A 19,553-nucleotide genomic window follows, 5' to 3' on the forward strand; every position below is an offset into this window, starting at 1 on the left:
GTAATTTTTCAGATGCATTCTAAAGAAGCGGGCGCCTCAACTACCCGGTACGCACCGGTACAAGCCCCAAAACCGGGAAACTAGGAGTTCCCGCCGAAGGCACGCCACCACCGCGTATCGAGAGTAGGAACGCGCCATGAACTACCTGCATTACAACTAGGAAGGAAAATCCATGTCGCACACTCCCCGCAACATTCTCGTTGTCGGCGCAGGCCCCGCAGCGTGGCGATTCGTACGCGCATACCACGAAGGCGCTGAAGCTGCAGGTCGCACGGCGGACACCATCACCGTCCTCAACGATGAGCCCTACATCCCCTACGACCGTGTTGCTATCGAGCAGATTTTCAAGGACACCGAGAAGGACCTGACCCTCGGGGACCCCGAACTGTGGAATGCAGAGAACATCAACCTGGTCAACAACTGCCGCGCAGAGAAGCTCGACCGCACCCGCCGCGTCGTCACTGACACCGAGGGCAATGAGTACCCCTACGACGTGCTGGTCTTCGCAACTGGTTCCCGCGCGGTTCGCATCCCGATTCTTAACTCGGACGCCGCACACGTCTTCCGCACCATCGACGACGTGAAGAACATGGTCTCCGAGGTCAAGCGCCTGCAGGACACCCTCGGCCGCGCACCCCGCGGTATCGTCGTCGGTGGCGGCCTGCTCGGTCTTGAAGCAGCTGAGGGTCTGAAGGACCTGGGCGCAGAGCCCACCATCCTAGATGTGGCTCCCTGGCTGCTTTCCGTTGAGGTTGACCAGGGCGGCGGTTACGCCGTGAACGCCCAGATCAAGGCAACCGGCATTGAGATTGAGACCGGCGTGTACATCTCCGGCATCAACAAGGATGCTGACGGCAACGTTGTCTCCGTATCCATCGCAGATTCTCCCTCCGAGGACGCAGAAATCCGCACCCTGCCCGCCGATATGGTGGTCTTCGGCGCAGGTATTCGCCCCAACGATGAGCTGGCACGTGACGCTGACCTGGCGCTGGGTGAGCGTGGCGGTATTCTCGTCAACGACGCATGCCACTCCTCCGACGAGCACATTTGGGCGATCGGTGAGGTCGCCTGCGTACTGGGCCGCACCTGGGGTCTGGTTGCGCCGGCTAACGCTATGGCTGACGCTGTGGCAGCTAACCTGCTCAACGACAACGAAGAAGCTCAGGTTGAAGAGTTCGACATCGCAACCAAGCTGAAGTTCTCCGGCGTTCAGGTGGCTGGCTTCGGTGACCGCCGCGGCACCACCGAGGGTTGCCTCGAGGTTCTGTTCGCAGACCCCGCACGCGGCATGTACCAGAAGATCGTGACCAGCGGCGACGCAAAGACCCTACTCGGTGGCGTGTTCGTCGGTGACACCGCTCCCTTCGACTCCCTCAAGCCACTGCTCGGCCGCGAACTGCCCGCTGAGCCGAACGTCTACCTGACCGCAGCTGGCGGCGGCGACGGCATCCCCGACACCGAACTGCCCGACGACGCAATCCTGTGTTCCTGCAACAACATCAGCTTCGGTGCTGTCCGCGAGGCAATCGTAGACGGCAACCACGATGTTGCCTCCCTGAAGTCCTGCACCACCGCGGGTACCCAGTGTGGTTCCTGTGTTCCGATGCTGCAGAAGACTCTGGAACAGCAGATGAAGAAGATGGGTCTGACCGTCTCCAAGGCACTGTGTGAGCACTTCGACTTCTCCCGTGCAGAGCTGGCTGAGGCTGTGCGCCTGACCAGCCTGGATGACTTCGACTCCGTGCTGGCACGCTTCGGTCATGGCGGCGACGGCTGTGCAATCTGTAAGCCGACCGTTGCATCGATTCTCTCCTCCTTCCGCAACTCCTACGTTCTGGACGCTGGTCGCGGTGGCCTGCAGGAGACCAACGACCGTGCACTGGCGAACATGCAGAAGAACGGTACCTACTCCGTCGTTCCGCGTATTCCCGCAGGTGAGATTCCCGCTAAGAAGCTGGGCGTCATCGCAGAGGTCGCTGAAGAGTTCGGCCTGTACGTGAAGATCACCGGTGCTCAGCGTATCGGTATGTTCGGTGCTCGCCTGGAGCAGCTGCCCTACATTTGGGAGCGCCTGGTGGATGCTGGCTTCGAGTCCGGTCAGGCATACGGTAAGTCCCTGCGTAACGTGAAGTCCTGCATGGGTTCGACCTGGTGCCGCTTCGGCGTTCAGGACTCGACCGGCATGGCAGTCCAGCTCGAGAACCGTTACCGTGGTCTGCGCTCCCCGCACAAGTTCAAGTTCGGTGTTTCCGGTTGTAACCGTGAATGTGCCGAGGCACAGGGTAAGGACGTTGGTCTGATTGCAACCACCAACGGCTGGAACCTGTACCTGGGTGGTAACGGTGGTGCAAATCCCGCTCACGGTCGCCTCTTCGTCAAGGACGCCTCCAGCGAGGACATCATCCGCTACATTGACCGCTACCTGATGTACTACATCCGCACCGCAGATAAGCTACAGCGTACCGCTCGCTGGCTTGAGGATCTGGATGAGGAGCACGGCGACGGTCTGGCACACCTGCAGTCCGTCCTCATTGAGGACTCCCTGGGTGTGTGCGAGGACCTGGAGCGCGATATGCAGCGTCACGTTGACTCTTACGAGGACGAGTGGGCTGCAACCCTGCGCGACGAGCGCCGCCTGCGCCGCTTCCGTGCCTTCATCAACGAACCCAACGGCAGCGACGAGGGTTCGCACCTGTACGTGCTGGAGCGCGAGCAGATTCGCCCCGCAACCCCGGAGGAGATTGCGGCAGCAGAATCTGGCGAGTCCAATACCGTCCTGCTGACCGGTGCCAAGATTCCCGTGGGTAAGCCCAGTGACCTCAACCCGGTCCCGGCAGCATAGTATGTGCCCGAAGATTCCTCCGTTCCCGCCCCGTGAATTCGCCACTATTGATGAAATACTCGCCGGCGGGGCGCCCGGGCACACCCTGGACGATAGCGTAACGGAACGCGGTATTGCCCTGCCCGGCGAGCCCGCCGAGAACCCCGGTAAGGTCTACATTGTCGGTGGTGGCCCCGGCGCCGCCGACCTACTGACCCTGCGTGCAGCACGTGCCCTGAGCGAGGCGGACGTGGTCCTTCTAGATCACCTCGCCCCGCAGGAGTACGGCGAGTATGCACCGAACGCTCTCATCGTTGATGTGGGCAAGGTTCCCGGTAAGCACGCTGTTCCGCAGTCCCGTATTCAGCAGCTCATGATTGATTACGCGCTCTCAGGTAAGACCGTGGTGCGTTTGAAGGGCGGCGACCCGTACGTGTACGGTCGTGGCGCTGAAGAGCTGGATGCATGCATCGCAGCCGGCCTGGAGGCTGAGGTTATTCCCGGGATTACCAGTGCCATTGCGGTTCCTGCGCGTGCGGCGATTCCGGTGACCCTGCGTAAGGTGTCCTCGATTTTCACCGTCATTTCTGGTCACTCCGGCCTGTCGGAGACCGAAGTGTCGGCTGTTGAGGCGACCCTGCGTGCCCAGGGCACCGTGGTGTTGCTGATGGGCGTTCGTACTCTGCCCGATACGGTGGCGTCTCTGCTCTCTCGTGGGATTGAGGCTGACACGCCGCTGGCAACCATTGAAAACGGTTTCTCTGAGAAGGAGCGCGTGACTGTCACGACCCTTCAGAACGCTCAGGGAGATTGCGCATCGGTCAAACCGCCGGCTATTACCGTCATCGGCGAGGTCGTACATTATGCTCGCGATCATCACAACCGCTTTGTGAGCGAGGTTCACGAGCGTCTGCGTGAGCGTTCCACCTCCTAGAGGCGGTGCGCTAGATAGTATTGCGCAGCCCCGCATCCTTAGTTTTCCTAGTTGCCAAGGAGCGGGGCTGTTGCTGTGCCTGCTGTTATTGTTGCGTGTGCAGATGCTAGATGTTGGGTAACTGAGGCGCTCGCAGGTGCAGTAGCGCCGGGAACGCCGCGGCACAAAAACATACGAAAGCGGGGCGGGTATCAGCTGATACTCGCCCCGCTTTCGTCGGGGGCGTTGCTCTCAGAGCCTATATCTTGAATTCGTTGCTGCTACCGGAGCCACTGGAATTGCTTGCCGAAGCCGAGGCAGACTCAGAAGGCGAAGCCGAAGCTGAGAGGGAAGCGGAGGCGCTCGGGGAGCCGGAGAAAGTATCACCAGTACCGGTGGGGTGGAATATCCTTATTGAAAGCGCATCCTGCTAGAGCCAAAGCACAGGCGGTCAGACCACCAAAAAGAACAGTGCAGCGGGTCAATCCGTTTCGGTCGTTAGCAGAGAAGCTGGCGTGTGCGCTCGACCGGAAGCACATGGTATTTCCTGAAAATGGTTGATTGAGGTAGCGCACTTCACAACGCTGTGATGCGTACGAAAGAATCCGTCTCATCGTTCTGTATGGTGTGCAGTACAAAGGAGGTACCGGGATACGGGTGTGTCGGAGCGCAAATTGCGGCGGTATGAAGTATCCATTTTTTACTATAGAAGATTGGTTTAAAGCTTCATTAGACCTTAGTGGAGCCGCGACCCGAGGACGAAGAACCACTCGAACCGGTAGAGCTGGATTCTCCGGAGCCAGAAGAGCCCTTGCCTCCGATAAAACGCTCACTCAGGTAGTCGTTGCTAATGCGCCACCACTTACCTTCGGTGTAGAGCATCACGTGCGAAACGAATACCTGAGTAATCGCCGGAACCTTGCGCTCGGTGCCATCCGGCTGATGAATGGCAGCGGCAGAATACTCGGCGTCCATCACGATTTCTACGTAGCCGTCACCGTTTTTCAAGGCACTGCCCGGTTCGGTGTTCTGCATGACAATGCTGCACGTGAATTTCATGTACCAGCCATTCTTCTCGTGCAGTTCCTTGATTGCTTTGACCTCATCACTGGCACGCTTATCAGCCGGTAGGTCAAATCATTCGTCTGGTCTATGTAGCGTCCGTCCTTGAGCGTGGCAATCTGAGCGCTGTAGTAGGCATGCAACGTCTCGTAGACACCCTGAAAGGTCGGTTCCTCACGGTGAGGTCCGGAAGTGACCTCGGGTGTACCTCATGTCGTGGGCGAGGGGTACTGGTGAACTCATCTTTGAGACTGCTGTGGTCATGCCCCCGCTGAGAGGGTAGATACTACCGAATCGCCATTGATGTGTTGCATGATTCATTTTAGATTATTTTGAGCTCAAAATGCACGAAAAAGAATCTTAGTAATCTCTGGGAGCCTATGGGACACTCAAGATGTCAGTTACTGTAAAGTATTACGGCTACTCCCTGTTGGTGAGGGGCTATTTGATAGAGGCGACTACTCAGCGAGGGGGTTGCATGCATGTCGAACTAAGTGATTTCAGTCATATTTATGACTTGAAAAATAAAAGAACTGCGCTTCAGCATTTCCAAAAGATGGGGGAGCGGAGGGTGGTTGGTTCAGCCTTCTTACCCTAAGGAAGTCTTCAATAGTCCAGAAGAAATACCCGATTCAATAAGGGGAAAACCTGCTCAATAATCCCCAAATATGCACTCTATTCACCCGCTATGCATTGCTGAATAATCCAGGAAAACGGGTTCCCACACGGGATATCGAGGGGGTGAAAACTTATAGGGGTGAATATCTAGTGGAATTACATCGGTGTTCACCCTATATCTTGTGGTTGTACCGGCACTAATCCTGCAGGTTCCCTTAAAAAAATCAAAACCCACTTAAAGCAACACTTGAGGAATGTAAAAACATACATCCTTAAACACGCCCGAGTGTGGGGTGAGTCGAGCCCCCTTAAGCCCCCTACTCGCTCTAGATATCGCCGAACGAAGAACCATTCTGTTTTACACCTCCAGTATCGGTACATTAGAAAAGTGCTGTTCAAACCCACACCCCGTGGGGTTGCATACAGACACAAAAGCCACATAAACTATTAGTGTTTGCAACGACCCGGCCATCACCGGCGAGCAATTCGGAAGAACGGACCGCACCTGCGGGCACCCGCCAATCGCTGCGGCGAGGGTGTCTTAGCGGAAGAGATGTAGTCCCAGTAGAACCGGACGGTTAAGCCCGATATAGCTGTAATAAGCGACTGATACCCGCCCAACGCGCCGCTCTTCCGGTGGCTAGGTATCGCGGACATGAGCCGTGGCACCCCGTAGCCCCGGGAGGGTTCGGTGCGTTGAGCTGTTAAATCAGTAAGCAAGGTGGTACCGCGCCGCATCCTGCCCCGGCACAGCCCGGATTAGTCAGCGATGCCCAGGCGTCCTTGCACCCGTCATGTCAATCCTCACTCGCTGAAACGGAGGGACGACGAGTGCCAACGTACCCTGTCGCCCCAACCTCTCAGCGTTGAGAACAACAGATAAGGGCGCACAAACACATGTCCCATGTATACCCCAAGGCGAGCGCCTTCGAAGCCGCAGGAAGCGGCGTCACCGCATCGCCCAAGTTCCCCGCACTTGAAGAGGCAGTCCTCGACTACTGGAAGAAGGACAACACCTTCTCCGCATCCGTCGAGAACCGACCCGCAGGCGAAAACGGCGAAAACGAATTTGTCTTCTACGACGGCCCTCCCTTCGCTAACGGCCTGCCCCACTACGGCCACCTGCTCACTGGCTACGCTAAGGACCTCGTCGCACGCTACCAGACTCAGCGCGGCCACAAGGTAGAACGCCGCTTCGGCTGGGATACCCACGGCCTGCCCGCAGAACTCGAGGCAATGAAGCAACTCGGCATGACCGATAAGCGCGAAATCCTTGAAATGGGCATCGACAACTTCAACGATGCTGCCCGCGCATCCGTGCTCAAGTACACCAACGAGTGGGAAAAGTACGTCACCCGCCAGGCACGCTGGGTCGACTTCGAAAACGACTACAAGACCCTGAACGTCGAGTACATGGAGTCCGTCATCTGGGCGTTCAAGCGCCTCTATGACAAGGGCCTGACCTACCAGGGCTTCCGCGTGCTGCCCTACTGCTGGAAGGACGAAACCCCTCTCTCCAACCACGAGCTGCGCATGGACGACGACGTGTACAAGGACCGCCAGGACCAGACCGTCACCGTCTCATTCCGCCTCACCGCAGACACCGCCCTCGGTGCTGACGAGAAGGTCGCCGCAGAACTCGACGGCGTCGAAGCACTCGCATGGACCACCACCCCCTGGACCCTGCCCACCAACCAGGCGCTCGCTGTCGGACCCGAGATTGAATACTCCGTCGTGCCCGGTGCAGGCAAGTTCGAGGGCCGCTCCTTCCTGATCGCCTCCGAGCTGCTTGGCTCCTACGCTAAGGACCTCGGCTACGAAGGCGACCAGCCCGAAAAGGACGCAACCGCAGCCGTCACCGCACGCTATACCGGCTCCCAGCTCGAGCATGTGCGCTACACCCCGCTGTGGGACTACTTCGCAGATACCGAAAAGTGGGGTACCGAAACCTCCTGGCAGATCCTCGTCGCCGACTACGTCACCACCGGTGACGGTACCGGCATCGTCCACCAGGCACCCGCCTACGGTGAAGACGACCAGAAAGTCTGTGAAGGCTACGGCATCCCCGTGATTCTCTCCCTCGACGAAGGCGCAAAGTTCCTGAACCTCTTCGCCGAGCCCACCGCCTCCGGTGCCACCGCCCTGGCTGAGATTGCAGGCGTGCAGGCATTCGACGCGAACCGCACCATCTTCAACGCCCTCAAGGCAGATGACGTGCTAATCCGCGAGAAGTCCTACGTGCACTCCTACCCGCACTGCTGGCGCTGCCGCACCCCGCTCATTTACCGTGCAATCACCTCCTGGTACGTGAAGGTCACCGACTTCAAGGACCGCATGTACGAGCTGAACAAGCAGATCAACTGGATTCCGGAAAACGTGAAGTACGGCCAGTTCGGCAAGTGGGTTGAGAACGCGCGCGACTGGTCCATCTCCCGTAACCGCTTCTGGGGCTCCCCGATTCCCGTGTGGGTTTCGGACGACCCGAACTACCCGCGCATGGACGTGTACGGCTCCCTCGAAGAGCTCAAGGCAGACTTCGGTCGCCTGCCCCTGAACAAGGACGGCGAACCCGACCTGCACCGCCCGTACATCGACGAGCTGACCCGCCCGAACCCGGATGACCCGACCGGCAAGTCCACCATGCGCCGCGTGGAAGATGTGCTTGACGTCTGGTTCGACTCCGGCTCCATGCCCTACGCACAGGTGCACTACCCCTTCGAGAACCAGGAATGGTTTGAGAACCACTACCCGGCAGACTTCATCGTCGAGTACATCGGCCAGACCCGCGGTTGGTTCTACGTGTTGCACGTCCTGGCGACCGCGCTCTTCGACCGCCCCGCGTTCAAGAACGTCATCAGCCACGGTATTGTGCTTGGCTCGGACGGTCAGAAGATGTCCAAGTCCCTGCGCAACTACCCGGATGTCTCCGAGGTCCTCGACCGCGACGGCTCCGACGCGATGCGCTGGTTCCTGATGTCCTCTCCGATCCTGCGCGGCGGCAACCTGATCGTGACCGAGCAGGGTATCCGTGAAGGTGTTCGCCAGGTCATGTTGCCGCTGTGGAACGTCTACCACTTCTTCGCCCTGTACGCTAACGCCGCCAACAACGGCGAAGGCTACAGCGCGAAGCTCAAGTATGACTCACAGCACGTGATGGACCGCTTCATCCTCGGCAAGACCCGCGAACTCATCGAGCAGGTCACCGCAGCGATGGACTCCTACGACATCTGGAACGCCTGTGAATCCCTGCGCCAGTACGCCGACGCACTGACCAACTGGTACGTGCGCCGCTCCCGCGAGCGCTTCTTCAACGAAGACACCGACGCATTCGACACCCTCTACACCGCACTGGTGACCGTGTCGAAGGTTGCTGCGTCCCTGCTGCCGCTCAGCAGTGAGGAAATCTACCGCGGCCTCACCGGTGAACGCTCCGTGCACCTGGCTGACTGGCCCGAGGCATCTGCTTTCGCTGATGAGTCCAACCTGCTGGCTCTCATGCAGACCGTGCGTGAGGTCTGCTCCGCCGGTTCGGCACTGCGTAAGGAAAAGAAGATCCGTGTGCGTCAGCCGCTGCAGAAGATGACCGTGGCAATCGCACCCGAGCAGTTCGCTGCCCTGGGTACCGCATTCGGCGAGAAGGGCGCGGAGTACTTTGCGAACATCGTTGAGGACGAGCTGAACCTGCGCCAGGTGGAGCTGGTCAGCGCCGACACCGTCGACCCCGCCGATTACGGCATCTCCCAGCAGCTGAAGGTCAACGCACGTGCGGCAGGTCCGCGCCTGGGCAAGCAGGTGCAGGTTGCTATTAAGGCGTCCAAGTCCGGTGACTGGGCCGTGACCGAGGACGGCACTGTCCTAGTCGGCGTGGCAGCTCTGGACGGCGGCCTGGCTCTGGAAGAGGGCGAATACGAGCTGGCAACCGTGGTTGCCGCTGATGCTGAGGGTGCTGAGCATACTGCGGCTGCGGTTCTGCCCGGCGGCTTCCTGGTCCTCAACATTGAGCTGACCGACGAGCTGGTTGCCGAGGGCATCGCCCGCGACACCATCCGCGCTATTCAGCAGGCACGTAAGGACGCCGACCTGAACGTTTCGGACCGCATCAACCTGAACATCGCGGCGCCGGAGGAAACTCTGGCAGCTCTGCGCGCCAACGAAGCACTGGTGACCGGCGAAACCCTCGCCGTGTCCCTGCAGCTGAGCGAAGCAGCCGAGCTGAGCATTAGCGTAGCCAAGGCATAAAACGCCTGAACCGTACGGCCGTCTCGCCCCTTTATTGGGCGGGGCGGCCCGTCGTCTATCCCGCCACACGGCGGGCCACCTGCCGGCACCGACCGGCTATCCCAGTGAGGAGAACAATGAGCGAGAAGAATTACCCCGCAATTCCCGACCCCGAGGGCGTGGAGCGGGTCTACGGTGAACTGCTGGCGCGAGCACCCGAAAACAAGATGGCGCCGCGCCTGGACGCCGTGGCGCGCGCCGTCGAAATCCTCGGCGACGTGCACCGTGCCGCGCCGGTCATCCACATCACCGGCACGAACGGCAAGACCAGCACCGCCCGCATGATTGAGGCCCTGTTGCTCGGCCACGACCTGCGCGTGGGCCGCTTTACCAGTCCGCACCTCGAAAGCGTCACCGAACGTATCTGCATTAACGGCGCGCCCGTACCGGATGCCACCTTCGTGCGCATTTGGGATGAAATCGCCCCCTACCTGCAGATTGTGGACGCGGAGATGACCTCCCGCGGCGAGCCCGCCCTGACTTTCTTCGAGTCCATTACCGTGCTTGCCTTCGCGATTTTCGCGGACGAGCCGGTGGACGTGGTGGTGCTTGAAGTCGGTATCGGCGGTACCTGGGACTCCACAAACGTTGCCGACGGCGTGGTTTCTGTGGTCACCCCGATCGGCCTGGACCACACCGATATGCTCGGTGAAACCCTCGCCGAGATCGCAACTGAAAAGTCTGGCATTATCAAGCCCGGTGGCTTCCTAGTTTCTGCCGCCCAGGACCCGGAAGCGGCGGATGTGCTGCTCGCCTCTGCCCGGGAGAAGGAAGCATCCTTCGCCTTCGAGGGGGTGGAGTTCGGCATTGTCTCCCGTGAGCTTGCGGTCGGCGGTCAGCTGCTGACCCTGCGCGGCCTGGCTGGCGAGTACCCGGATGTGCCGCTATCCCTGCACGGTGCGCATCAGGCGCAGAACGCCGTGGTGGCTCTCGCCGCTGTGGAGGCGTTCTTCGGCGGTCGGCGTCAGCTGCCCGAGGACGTGGTCCGTACCGCGTTGGAGACGGTGCGTTCGCCGGGCCGTCTGGAGGTTGTGCGCACCGAGCCGCTGACCATCCTGGATGCGGGCCACAACCCGCACGGTGTGCGTGCTTCCGCGGCTGCGCTGACTGAGGCGTTCAAGCTGTCGCATCTGCATTCCGTGGTCGGAATTTTGGGCGAGAAGGACGCTCTGGGTATGTTCGAGACCATGCGCGAAGAGTACGTGGATGCTTCTGATGGCACTTTCCGCCTGTACTTGGCGGCGTCGGATTCGCCGCGTGCGAGTGCACCGGAGCGTCTGCACGAGCTGGCATTGGATGCGGGACTGGATGAAGACTCGATCGAGGTGTTTGAACACTTGGATGAGGCGATTGCCACCGCCATGGAGAACGCCCTCTTTGAGCAGGAGTCGGCGGGTGTGCTGATTACCGGTTCGATTACGGTGATTGGTGAGGCACGTACCCTGCTGGCGGCGCATGAGGAGGCGAAGACCCCCGGCGCTGAGGCTGAGGAGCTGCCGGATGAGCTGGGTGCCGAGGGCGCTTATGCGGGTTCTGCGGGCGCGGCGTCGGCTTCGACTCTGGCTGCCGCGGCGGCTGCGGCAGCCTCTGCTGAGCCGGATGAGCTGCTGGACGGCATCATGGCTGAGCTGGGCGGCGAGTCTGCGGCGGGTTCTTCGCTGGAGGATTCGCTGGGCCTGCCGCTGGGTGACTCGTACACCGATGATTTCTTCGGTGGTGATGATTCCGAGGACGATGCGGATCACTAAATTGACCTGTTGAGGTCATCGACATGAGGCGGGGTGCCGTTCTCTGGCTGGTTTTACTGGCTGAGCTGGTTCTTTTGGCTGCTGAGCTAGTATTGACCGGCTAGAGGAATTGCGCCCTGCCTTTTTTGTGTGCTGTTTTTGCGGCCCGTTTTGTATTTGGGAGAAAAAGAGTAGCTTCATGCCTGAAACCTAAGAGCCCTCATCCACCCCAAAAACGAAAAGAACGAAAATTTTCGGGTGCCGGGGGTACAAAACCGGGCACACCGTGGTATCCCGGTGCTATATTCACTGAGGCACCGGCCCCATTGTCTGAGGCTGCACCAACTAAACCCGCATATATGCGTATACCAGCGACGGTATGCATTATCTCGAAAGGCAACTCTTATGTCCGCGCCCTTTGCTGATGCGAATGGAACTGATTCGTTCACTGAAACGTTGCGCCAGGAAAACATTGATACCTGGCTTTCCGCCACGAATCACCGCTTTGTGACTGAACTTTTTGAGGGCACGATTGCCCCGCAGGTTATGGCGGGGTACCTGGTGCAGGACTACCGCTTCCTCGATACCTTCCTCGCCCTGATTGGTGGCGCAATCGCCAATGCTGACACTCTCTCTGGGCGCTTGCGGTTGGCGCAGTTTGCTGGTGAAATTGCCGGTGATGAGAACACCTACTTCCTGCGTTGTTTTGAGACTCTGGGCGTGACCGAGCATCAGCGTGAATCCATACCCGATACAGAGGCGACCACCGGCTTTAAGCGTCTCTTCCTGGACGCTGCGGCAAGCGGCAGCTACGCGGCGATTCTATCGGTGCTGGTGGTTTGCGAGGGCCTGTACCTGGATTGGGCGTCAAAGGCTCCCACCAAGCGCCCCGATTCTTTTGTGCACCACGAGTGGATTACCCTGCACGACTACCCGGAGTTCCGTGAGCTGGTTGATTTCCTGCGCAGCGAACTGGACCGTGTGGGCCCCTCGGATGCGCAGCGTGCCCGTGAGTTCTTTAGCCGCGCGGTGGAGCTGGAGCAGCTGTTCTTTGATGAGTCGTACACCCACCCGCTGCCCTAACGCACTGCCCTAACGTGCTGTCTGTGCGCTCCACGGTAGTTGCCGTGGGAGCCGCCGCGCGTTGATGAGGCGAATGCCCTAGAAAACATGCGCACCATGCCCCGAAAGGTTCCGCCCGCCGCTACGTTGCGGGCTCCTTCCGGGGTTTTCTGGGTTTAAGGTACGTCACAAAAACGCGCCTATTTGCATGATGTGAGGCGTCATATGGGAAATGTAAAAGCTAATGGCGTGCTATTTAGCAATGTGAGAGGCTAGGATAAATGGAGTACTGCTTCCGGGGTGCTGGCTATGCCGCGTCGGTGAATACCTCCTGACAAGCGGGGGGGGCGCGACTTTCAGGAACCTCCTAGAGGAACCTAGCGAACCCTCCCTGTGCCTCTCGGCTTGAAGATTGCCAGGCGCCCGAACACCCCAATTTTTCTGGCAGAGCTAAGACGGTACTGCCGTGAACGTACCACCGTAAAACACTATCTAAAGGAGTCGTATGAGTACTGCCGCATCGAGTACTACCGAGCCCACCCACGCTGAAAAAGAAGCGCAACACGGGCACGCGGGAACCCCGGGCAGCTACTCAGACCGACAGCTCGGATTCTGGCTGGTTGGTGCCGGCCTGATTGCACTCATTTCTTCAGCGATTCTGGTGTATGAGCGCCTGCAGATTTACATTGATGCCGGCCACTCAACGGTCTGCGATATCAACGCCCTGCTCAGCTGCGGCACGGTGATGCGCTCGCCGCAGGCGGAAGCTTTCGGCTTCCCGAACCCGTTCATTGGCATGGTGGGCTTCTCGATTGTAGTGACTATCGGCGCCGCGATGATGGCGGGTGCACAGTTCAAGAAGTGGTTCTGGGTGTGCATGAACATTGGTTTGGCTGCAGCGACCGCGTTCACTATGTGGCTGTGGTACCAGACGACCTTCCAGATTAACGCTCTGTGCCTGTTCTGTATGATCGTGTGGATTATGACCATCATGCTTTTTGTGAAGACCACGGTCCGCAATATTTCGGCGGGTGTTATTCCGGCGTCGCAGTCGATGTGTGAGAGCGCTCGCGGCTGGTCCTGGTTTGCGGTTAGCCTGTGGCTGATCCTGATTTTCGGCATTATTGTGATCCGCTTCTTTGAGGTCATTATGAATATGATGCGCTAAGCGTTCATCTCTGAACTTGGTTTGAGGGCCGATACCCCGAACATGCAACGCCCCGGTACTTGTTGGTGCCGGGGCGTTACTGTGTCTGCGGGCGGGTGAGGCTGTGCAGGGTTGGGGGCCCGGTCTGGTTACGCCGGGTAGTGGGGAGGGGAGGGGCCAGTGGCGACCAGCGGGGAGGCGGAGTGGGTGCGTATAATGGTCAGGTATATTCTTGAACGGCATCGGACGGAGCCGTCCGCGGGGTTCACCTGCGACGTTGACTGCCTGCCGTTCTGCTGGAGACTAGATTCTTGATACCCCTTCGAGGAGAACCGTGAAGACTGCCGGAATTGCCGCAATGGGCGCTGCTGCCGTTATTTTTCTGACTGCCCTGCTGTTGCTGACCGCCGGTCACTTCTCGCTGCTGTGGGTAATTCTGCTGGTGGTTTCTCCGTTTGTTTTTATTCTGGGTGTTCCGTTTGCGACCGGTTCCGGTCCGGAGTATCTGCCGACCGACCCGAAGCTTGCTCAGCAGGTTCGTGAGGCGCGTGATGCGGAGCTGGGTCTGGACTAGCCCCTCCTCTCAAAGTTTTTTGAAGCCGGGTGGTGCGTAGTGGCACGCCCGGCTTTGCTGTGCCCGCTAGATGACCGCCATAATCTGTCCCACGCATCCTGCCCGGAAGTGGAGCCCGGATACGAAGGGTAGGGTGGCTTAGAAGCACACTCTACCGGGTATAATGGAACGCGGTGTCTTGTGCGCCCCGCACGCGCATAAAGATCCCCACCAACGCATCGAGGGAGAGTACCCGAAGAGCGCCGGCTATAAGCCGCGGAGCATAACTGTCGCACCGCGCGACGCCCGCCACGGCGAAGAAACCCGAAGACCGGCAGAACACCCAGGAAGGGTGTGAGCGTGCCGTGCTCGAGAGCGAGGTGGCTGTGACCGTCGCGGCGCGCTCTGCGTTCCGCCCGCTCGCCCCTTACGGCAGAAGCGCTGAACGAGATAGTGCCCGGTAGCGCCAATGAATGTGCACTGTAAGGTGAGGCTTGAGCCGCGGTGACAGCAACTAGGCTTTGCGCTGTATGCGCGCTGTTAAAAATCCTTGCGGTGCGGAGCAGGGTGTAACGAAAGAAGATTAATGTCTGACGAGAAGAACGTCGAACTTGGGGTTTTTGAGGCGCTGAACGCCCTCGCGGAGGAGAAGAACGCCTCTGCAGAGACCCGTGAAACTCTGCGTAAAAATATTCGTGAGAGCTCTGAGGCTCAGCAGGGTACTGAGCGCCGCCGCCCGGGTCGCCCGAAGAAGGAGAAGGCTTCTGAGGTTCCCCTGGATGAGGCGATTGCTACTGGCCTGACTAACCTGCGTAACGCTAAGGCTAAGCACGCGCCAGCACCGAAGGTTGCCGCTCCCGCTGTGTCTGAGGCCGAGGTTGCTTCTACTCTAGATAGCCTGTTTGAGGTTGCTGAAAAGAAGGCGGCTGAGTCTGCTGTCGTGGAGAACACCGCGAAGGTCGAGACTGTCGAGAAGACCGCGAAGGTTGAGGAAGTTGTTACGCCCGCCGCGGAGCAGCCCGCTGAGACTGCTGTAGTTGCGGAGGAATCTGCAACCGAAGAAGCTACTTCTGAGGCACCCGCCGCAGAAGAATCTGCTGAAAAGCCCGCAGCTGAGGAACCCGTAGCTGAGGAGTCTGAAGTAGCTCCCGAGCCGGTAAAGACCATTAGCGACCTGCAGCGCGAAAAGCTGCAGGAGCTACGCTCGCGTACCCCCATGGGTGCGATGCCGCTGTTCATGGCTCCCGAGCCGGAGGAGCTGAGTGATCTCGCTATCGCCGCCAAGCTGGAGCGTGAGGCACGCCGCGCCGCTGCCGAGGAGCAGAAGCGTAAGGAGCGCATGGAGCGCCGCCGCGAGGAGGCTGCCGCTGAGGCTGAGGTGACGAGCCACCGTCGCCGTCGCCGTCGCCGCGGTACCGAAGATATTGAGATTGAGGGCGGAGTTGATGATGAGGTTGAGACCGTCACCAAGGTGCGTGCACCGCGCCTGGCTGACTCTCACGCATCCAACACTGTGACCGGTGTGCGTGGTTCTACCCGCCTGGAGGCGAAGCGCGTGCGCCGCCGCGAGTCCCGTTCCCTGGGTCGCCGCCGGCACATCGTGACCGAAGCCGAGTTCCTGGCCCGCCGCGAGTCCGTGGACCGTCAGATGCTGGTTCGCCAGAAGGACGGTCGCATCCAGATTGGCGTGCTCGAGGATGGCGTGCTGGCTGAGCACTTCGTGTCCAAGACCCAGCAGGATTCCCTAATTGGTAACGTGTACCTGGGTAAGGTACAGAACGTTCTACCGTCCATGGAAGCTGCATTCGTTGACATTGGACGCGGCCGTAACGCTGTGCTGTACGCGGGCGAGGTCAACTGGGATGTCACCGGCCTGGACGGTGCACCCCGCAAGATTGAGAACGCCCTGAAGCCCGGCGATTCGGTTCTGGTGCAGGTCACCAAGGACCCGATTGGCCACAAGGGTGCCCGCCTGACCAGCCAGGTTTCCCTGCCCGGTCGCTTCCTGGTGTACGTGCCGGGTGGTTCGATGACCGGTATTTCCCGCAAGTTGCCCGACACTGAGCGTGCTCGTCTGAAGAAGATTCTGAAGGACAAGCTGCCCGAGGGTGCTGGCGTGATTGTTCGTACCGCGGCGGAGGGTGCTTCTGAAGAGGAGCTGACTCATGATATTAACCGTCTGCGTGCGCAGTGGGAAGAGATTCAGGAGAAGGCTAACTCCCGCAAGGTGCTGGCTCCTGAGATGCTCTACCAGGAGCCCGACCTGATGATTAAGACCGTGCGTGACGTCTTCAACGAGGACTTCACCGCGATGATTGTTCAGGGTAAGAACGCGTGGGATTCCATCGAGGCGTACGTAACCTACGTGGCCCCGGACCTGGTGTCCCGCCTGCAGCAGTGGGATGGTGATGACGACCTCTTCGATCATTACCGCATTAACGAGCAGCTGGCGAAGGCTCTGGACCGTAAGGTGTACTTGCCTTCGGGTGGTTCGCTGGTAATTGACCGTACCGAAGCCATGACCGTGGTGGACGTGAACACCGGTAAGTTCACCGGTAGCGGCGGCAACCTGGAAGAGACCGTCACCAAGAACAACCTGGAAGCTGCTGAGGAGATTGTCCGTCAGCTGCGTCTGCGCGATATTGGTGGCATTATCGTCATTGACTTCATTGACATGGTGCTTGAGTCGAATCGTGACCTGGTTCTGCGTCGTCTGATTGAGTGCCTGGGCCGTGACCGTACCAAGCATCAGGTGGCTGAGGTGACTTCGCTGGGTCTGGTTCAGATGACCCGTAAGCGCCTGGGTACCGGTCTGCTTGAGGTCTTCTCGGAGCCCTGTGAGCAGTGCGCCGGTCGTGGCCTGGTGGTTCATGATCAGCCGCTGAGCGGTCGTAACGGTGGCGCGTCGGATTATATCCACCGCCATGAGCGTAATGACCGTAAGCGTAGCCGTGCCGCTGCCCGCGAGGATTCTCGTGACCAGCAGAAGCAGGACGCTCTGGAGTCGAAGAAGGCTGAGCGCCGTAATGCTATGGCTGCGGTGGCTGCCGCATCCGCTCCGAGTGAGGACGTTTCGGAGGAAACTGCTTCGACCCGTAAGAAGCGTAAGCGCCGCAAGCGTTCACGCCGCGCGGAGACCGCTGAGCTTTCGCTTGAGCAGGAGATTCAGGGTATTGCCGAGGCTGCCGGCGAGCAGACTCACGCGGAGGTCGCTCAGCGTGAAGACAAGGTCGCGGAGGTCACCGAGGGCAACTGGATCGGTGAGCAGGGCGGTTTCTCCCTGGAGCAGCTGGCAAACGCGTTCGACCGCGTGGAAGAGGAGTCCGCTGAGGATTCCTCGAAGGACTCTGCTGAGGACCGTTGGGATGAGCGTCGTTCGTCCAAGCATGGCGGTAAGAAGTCTTCTCGTAACCATAAGCGTCGCGAGCTGACTGATGCAGATATTGCCGCTGTAGAGGATTCCGGTGCGGGTGCTCTGGAGGATGAGCACCACGTTGACCCGGAGCTCGACCCGCGCTTTACTCGTTCGTCGGATCGTTTTGAGGCGATTCGCGCCGGCGAGGCGAAGGCCCGTGCTTCTCAGAAGGCCGGCCGTATTGCCCGCGCTGAGGGTGAGTTGTTCCGTTCGGGCCGTGAGGACCGTGCGGCGAAGCACTCGGAGCACAAGCGTTCGGAGCATAAGGGCGCGGAGGCAACCTCCGGCGAGCAGAAGGCTCAGGAATCCAAGCGTGTTGAGCGTGAGGACCTGCGCATCGAGGATGTTCGCGAGACTCCGCGTGCGTCCCGCCGCCGTGCTCGTTGTGCCGCTGATGAGAAGCGCGCCGAGCAGGCACCCGCGAAGGCTGATAAGGTTCAGAAGTCTGAGTCTCGTACGGTTGTGACCGGCGTGATTGGTGCTCCGGCTGTGACCGGCGTGGTGGGCGCAGCTCCTGCAGCGGTTGAGGCTCCGGTTGAGGACCTCCAGAAGCCTGTAGCTCAGGTGCCCGGTTTGACCCCGCGTAAGCGTCGCACTCGCCGTGCGGCTTCGAGCGCCGGTGCCGGTGCTCAGGTCGTGACCGTGGACGCTTCCGAGCGTGCTGAGGGTTCCGTGGTTGCTTCCGCTTCTGTTGCGGATGTGGCTCCGGTGTCTAATGACGCTTCGGCCCCTGTCTTGTTCGGCATTGGCGTGGCCGCTGCCGACATTAAGCGTGAAGGTAAGGACGATTAGTCTTTAGCTTCCAATCATCGGAATTACGATGGTGTGTGTATGTCGAGCCCTGGTGGGGTGGAGTAATCCACCTTGCCGGGGCTTGCTCATGGGCCGCTGTCTCAGCGTTGTTGATACGGACGGGTTGCGTGTGGTTTATGTACGGTGCGTGTGCAGGTTGAGTAGTATCACGTGCCGACTTCGAGCGTTCCGCAAAATTATCTATTGCGTGGCACGTAGATCATGCCGTATCCTTAAGGACTGGTGTTTATCTCAGTGAAGCCCTATCGACGCAGGGCCAGCGGGAGACACCGCTCCCACCCGCATCGTCTTCGGCGCGATCGAGTAAGCGGCTGAGTTTTGAACGTGCGGGAGAGAGACACCACCGGTGAGCCTCGCGTGTTGGCTTCAGCGGGCAATCCCGCCGGAACGCACGGGCCGTTCCTCCTTGTTCGCGGTCATTCGACTGGCGGGGGAGGGCGCACAGCAATGAAAGCGCAGGCTGCTCATTCGTGTGAGATTCAAGAAGCAAAGTTGTCGAGAAAAGTGAGTCCCATAGTGGCATACGCGATTGTACGCGCTGGCGGCCGCCAGGAGAAGGTTTCCGTAGGCGACCTCGTTACCCTTGACCGTGTTGCAGGCGAGCCCGGTAGCACCATCGAGCTGCCCGTGCTGCTGCTCGTCGACGGTGACAAGGTCACCGCTGACGCAAAGTCCCTGGCTTCCGCCAAGGTTGTTGCTGAGAAGGTTGAGGACCTGCGCGGTCCGAAGATCGTTATTCAGAAGTACAAGAACAAGACCGGTTACAAGAAGCGTCAGGGCTTCCGCGCCGAGCTGACCACCGTCAAGATTACCGCTATCAACGCGTAATCGAAACGACCGGAATTCAACCCTAAGGTAGGAATACAGAATGGCACATAAGAAGGGCGCAAGCTCCACCCGTAACGGCCGTGACTCGAACCCCCAGTACCTCGGTGTTAAGCGCTACGGCGGCCAGTCCGTCAACGCAGGCGAGATTCTCGTTCGTCAGCGCGGCACCCACTTCCACCCCGGCCTGAACGTTGGCCGTGGTGGCGACGACACCCTGTTTGCTCTGGCAGCAGGCACCGTCGAATTCGGTACCCGCAAGGGCCGCAAGGTCGTTAACATCCTGGCAGCAGCTGAGTAATACTCACCGCTAGGGCAG

Annotated in this window: 11 protein-coding genes; 10 read left to right on the forward strand and 1 reads right to left on the reverse strand. The window is 59.7% G+C overall.

What is annotated here, in order from left to right; all coding sequences use genetic code 11:
• Window positions 1-172: 172 nt before the first annotated feature.
• Together nirB and cobA are read left to right on the forward strand one after the other, a co-directional pair.
• On the forward strand, window positions 173-2,842 hold the full coding sequence (gene nirB, locus ACUXHH_RS03890) for a nitrite reductase large subunit NirB (RefSeq protein WP_371568691.1): 2,670 nt from the start codon (window positions 173-175) through the stop codon (window positions 2,840-2,842).
• A 1-nt stretch (window position 2,843) separates the two neighbouring features.
• On the forward strand, window positions 2,844-3,755 hold the full coding sequence (gene cobA / locus ACUXHH_RS03895) for a uroporphyrinogen-III C-methyltransferase (protein ID WP_280927026.1): 912 nt from the start codon (window positions 2,844-2,846) through the stop codon (window positions 3,753-3,755).
• A 708-nt stretch (window positions 3,756-4,463) separates the two neighbouring features.
• Here the strand turns inward: cobA and ACUXHH_RS03900 are convergent.
• The gene (locus tag ACUXHH_RS03900) at window positions 4,464-4,793 is read right to left on the reverse strand and encodes a hypothetical protein (RefSeq protein ID WP_458390862.1); all 330 of its coding nucleotides are present in this window, start codon (window positions 4,791-4,793) and stop codon (window positions 4,464-4,466) included.
• Window positions 4,794-6,311: 1,518 nt separating this feature from the next.
• Between ACUXHH_RS03900 and ileS the strand changes: the two genes are divergently transcribed.
• The 8 genes from ileS (at window position 6,312) to rpmA (ending at window position 19,535) form a co-directional block, all read left to right on the forward strand.
• Complete coding sequence (gene ileS, locus ACUXHH_RS03905) at window positions 6,312-9,653, forward strand: isoleucine--tRNA ligase (RefSeq protein WP_458390863.1); 3,342 nt, start codon at window positions 6,312-6,314, stop codon at window positions 9,651-9,653.
• 116 nt (window positions 9,654-9,769) lie between these two features.
• Window positions 9,770-11,440 (forward strand): bifunctional folylpolyglutamate synthase/dihydrofolate synthase, encoded by a 1,671-nt coding sequence (locus ACUXHH_RS03910; RefSeq protein WP_458390864.1) that lies wholly within the window; start codon window positions 9,770-9,772, stop codon window positions 11,438-11,440.
• Between the two features lie 384 nt (window positions 11,441-11,824).
• Window positions 11,825-12,502 carry a TenA family protein gene (locus ACUXHH_RS03915; RefSeq protein WP_279740112.1) on the forward strand — a complete coding sequence of 226 codons (678 nt, stop codon included), beginning with the start codon at window positions 11,825-11,827 and terminating at the stop codon, window positions 12,500-12,502.
• Window positions 12,503-12,986: 484 nt separating this feature from the next.
• A complete protein-coding gene (locus ACUXHH_RS03920) occupies window positions 12,987-13,649 on the forward strand; it encodes a vitamin K epoxide reductase family protein (RefSeq protein ID WP_458390865.1) in 663 nt (220 codons plus the stop codon).
• A gap of 313 nt (window positions 13,650-13,962) precedes the next feature.
• A complete protein-coding gene (locus ACUXHH_RS03925) occupies window positions 13,963-14,202 on the forward strand; it encodes a nucleoside-diphosphate sugar epimerase (protein WP_279790219.1) in 240 nt (79 codons plus the stop codon).
• 565 nt (window positions 14,203-14,767) lie between these two features.
• The gene (locus tag ACUXHH_RS03930) at window positions 14,768-18,388 is read left to right on the forward strand and encodes an Rne/Rng family ribonuclease (RefSeq protein ID WP_458390866.1); all 3,621 of its coding nucleotides are present in this window, start codon (window positions 14,768-14,770) and stop codon (window positions 18,386-18,388) included.
• Between the two features lie 537 nt (window positions 18,389-18,925).
• A complete protein-coding gene (gene rplU, locus ACUXHH_RS03935) occupies window positions 18,926-19,237 on the forward strand; it encodes a 50S ribosomal protein L21 (RefSeq protein WP_005505764.1) in 312 nt (103 codons plus the stop codon).
• A gap of 40 nt (window positions 19,238-19,277) precedes the next feature.
• Window positions 19,278-19,535: a 50S ribosomal protein L27 gene (gene rpmA, locus ACUXHH_RS03940; RefSeq protein ID WP_005505766.1), complete on the forward strand. Its 258-nt coding sequence runs from the start codon at window positions 19,278-19,280 to the stop codon at window positions 19,533-19,535.
• The last annotated feature ends 18 nt before the right edge of the window (window positions 19,536-19,553 follow it).

The organism is Rothia sp. 110740021-2, assembly GCF_054263775.1.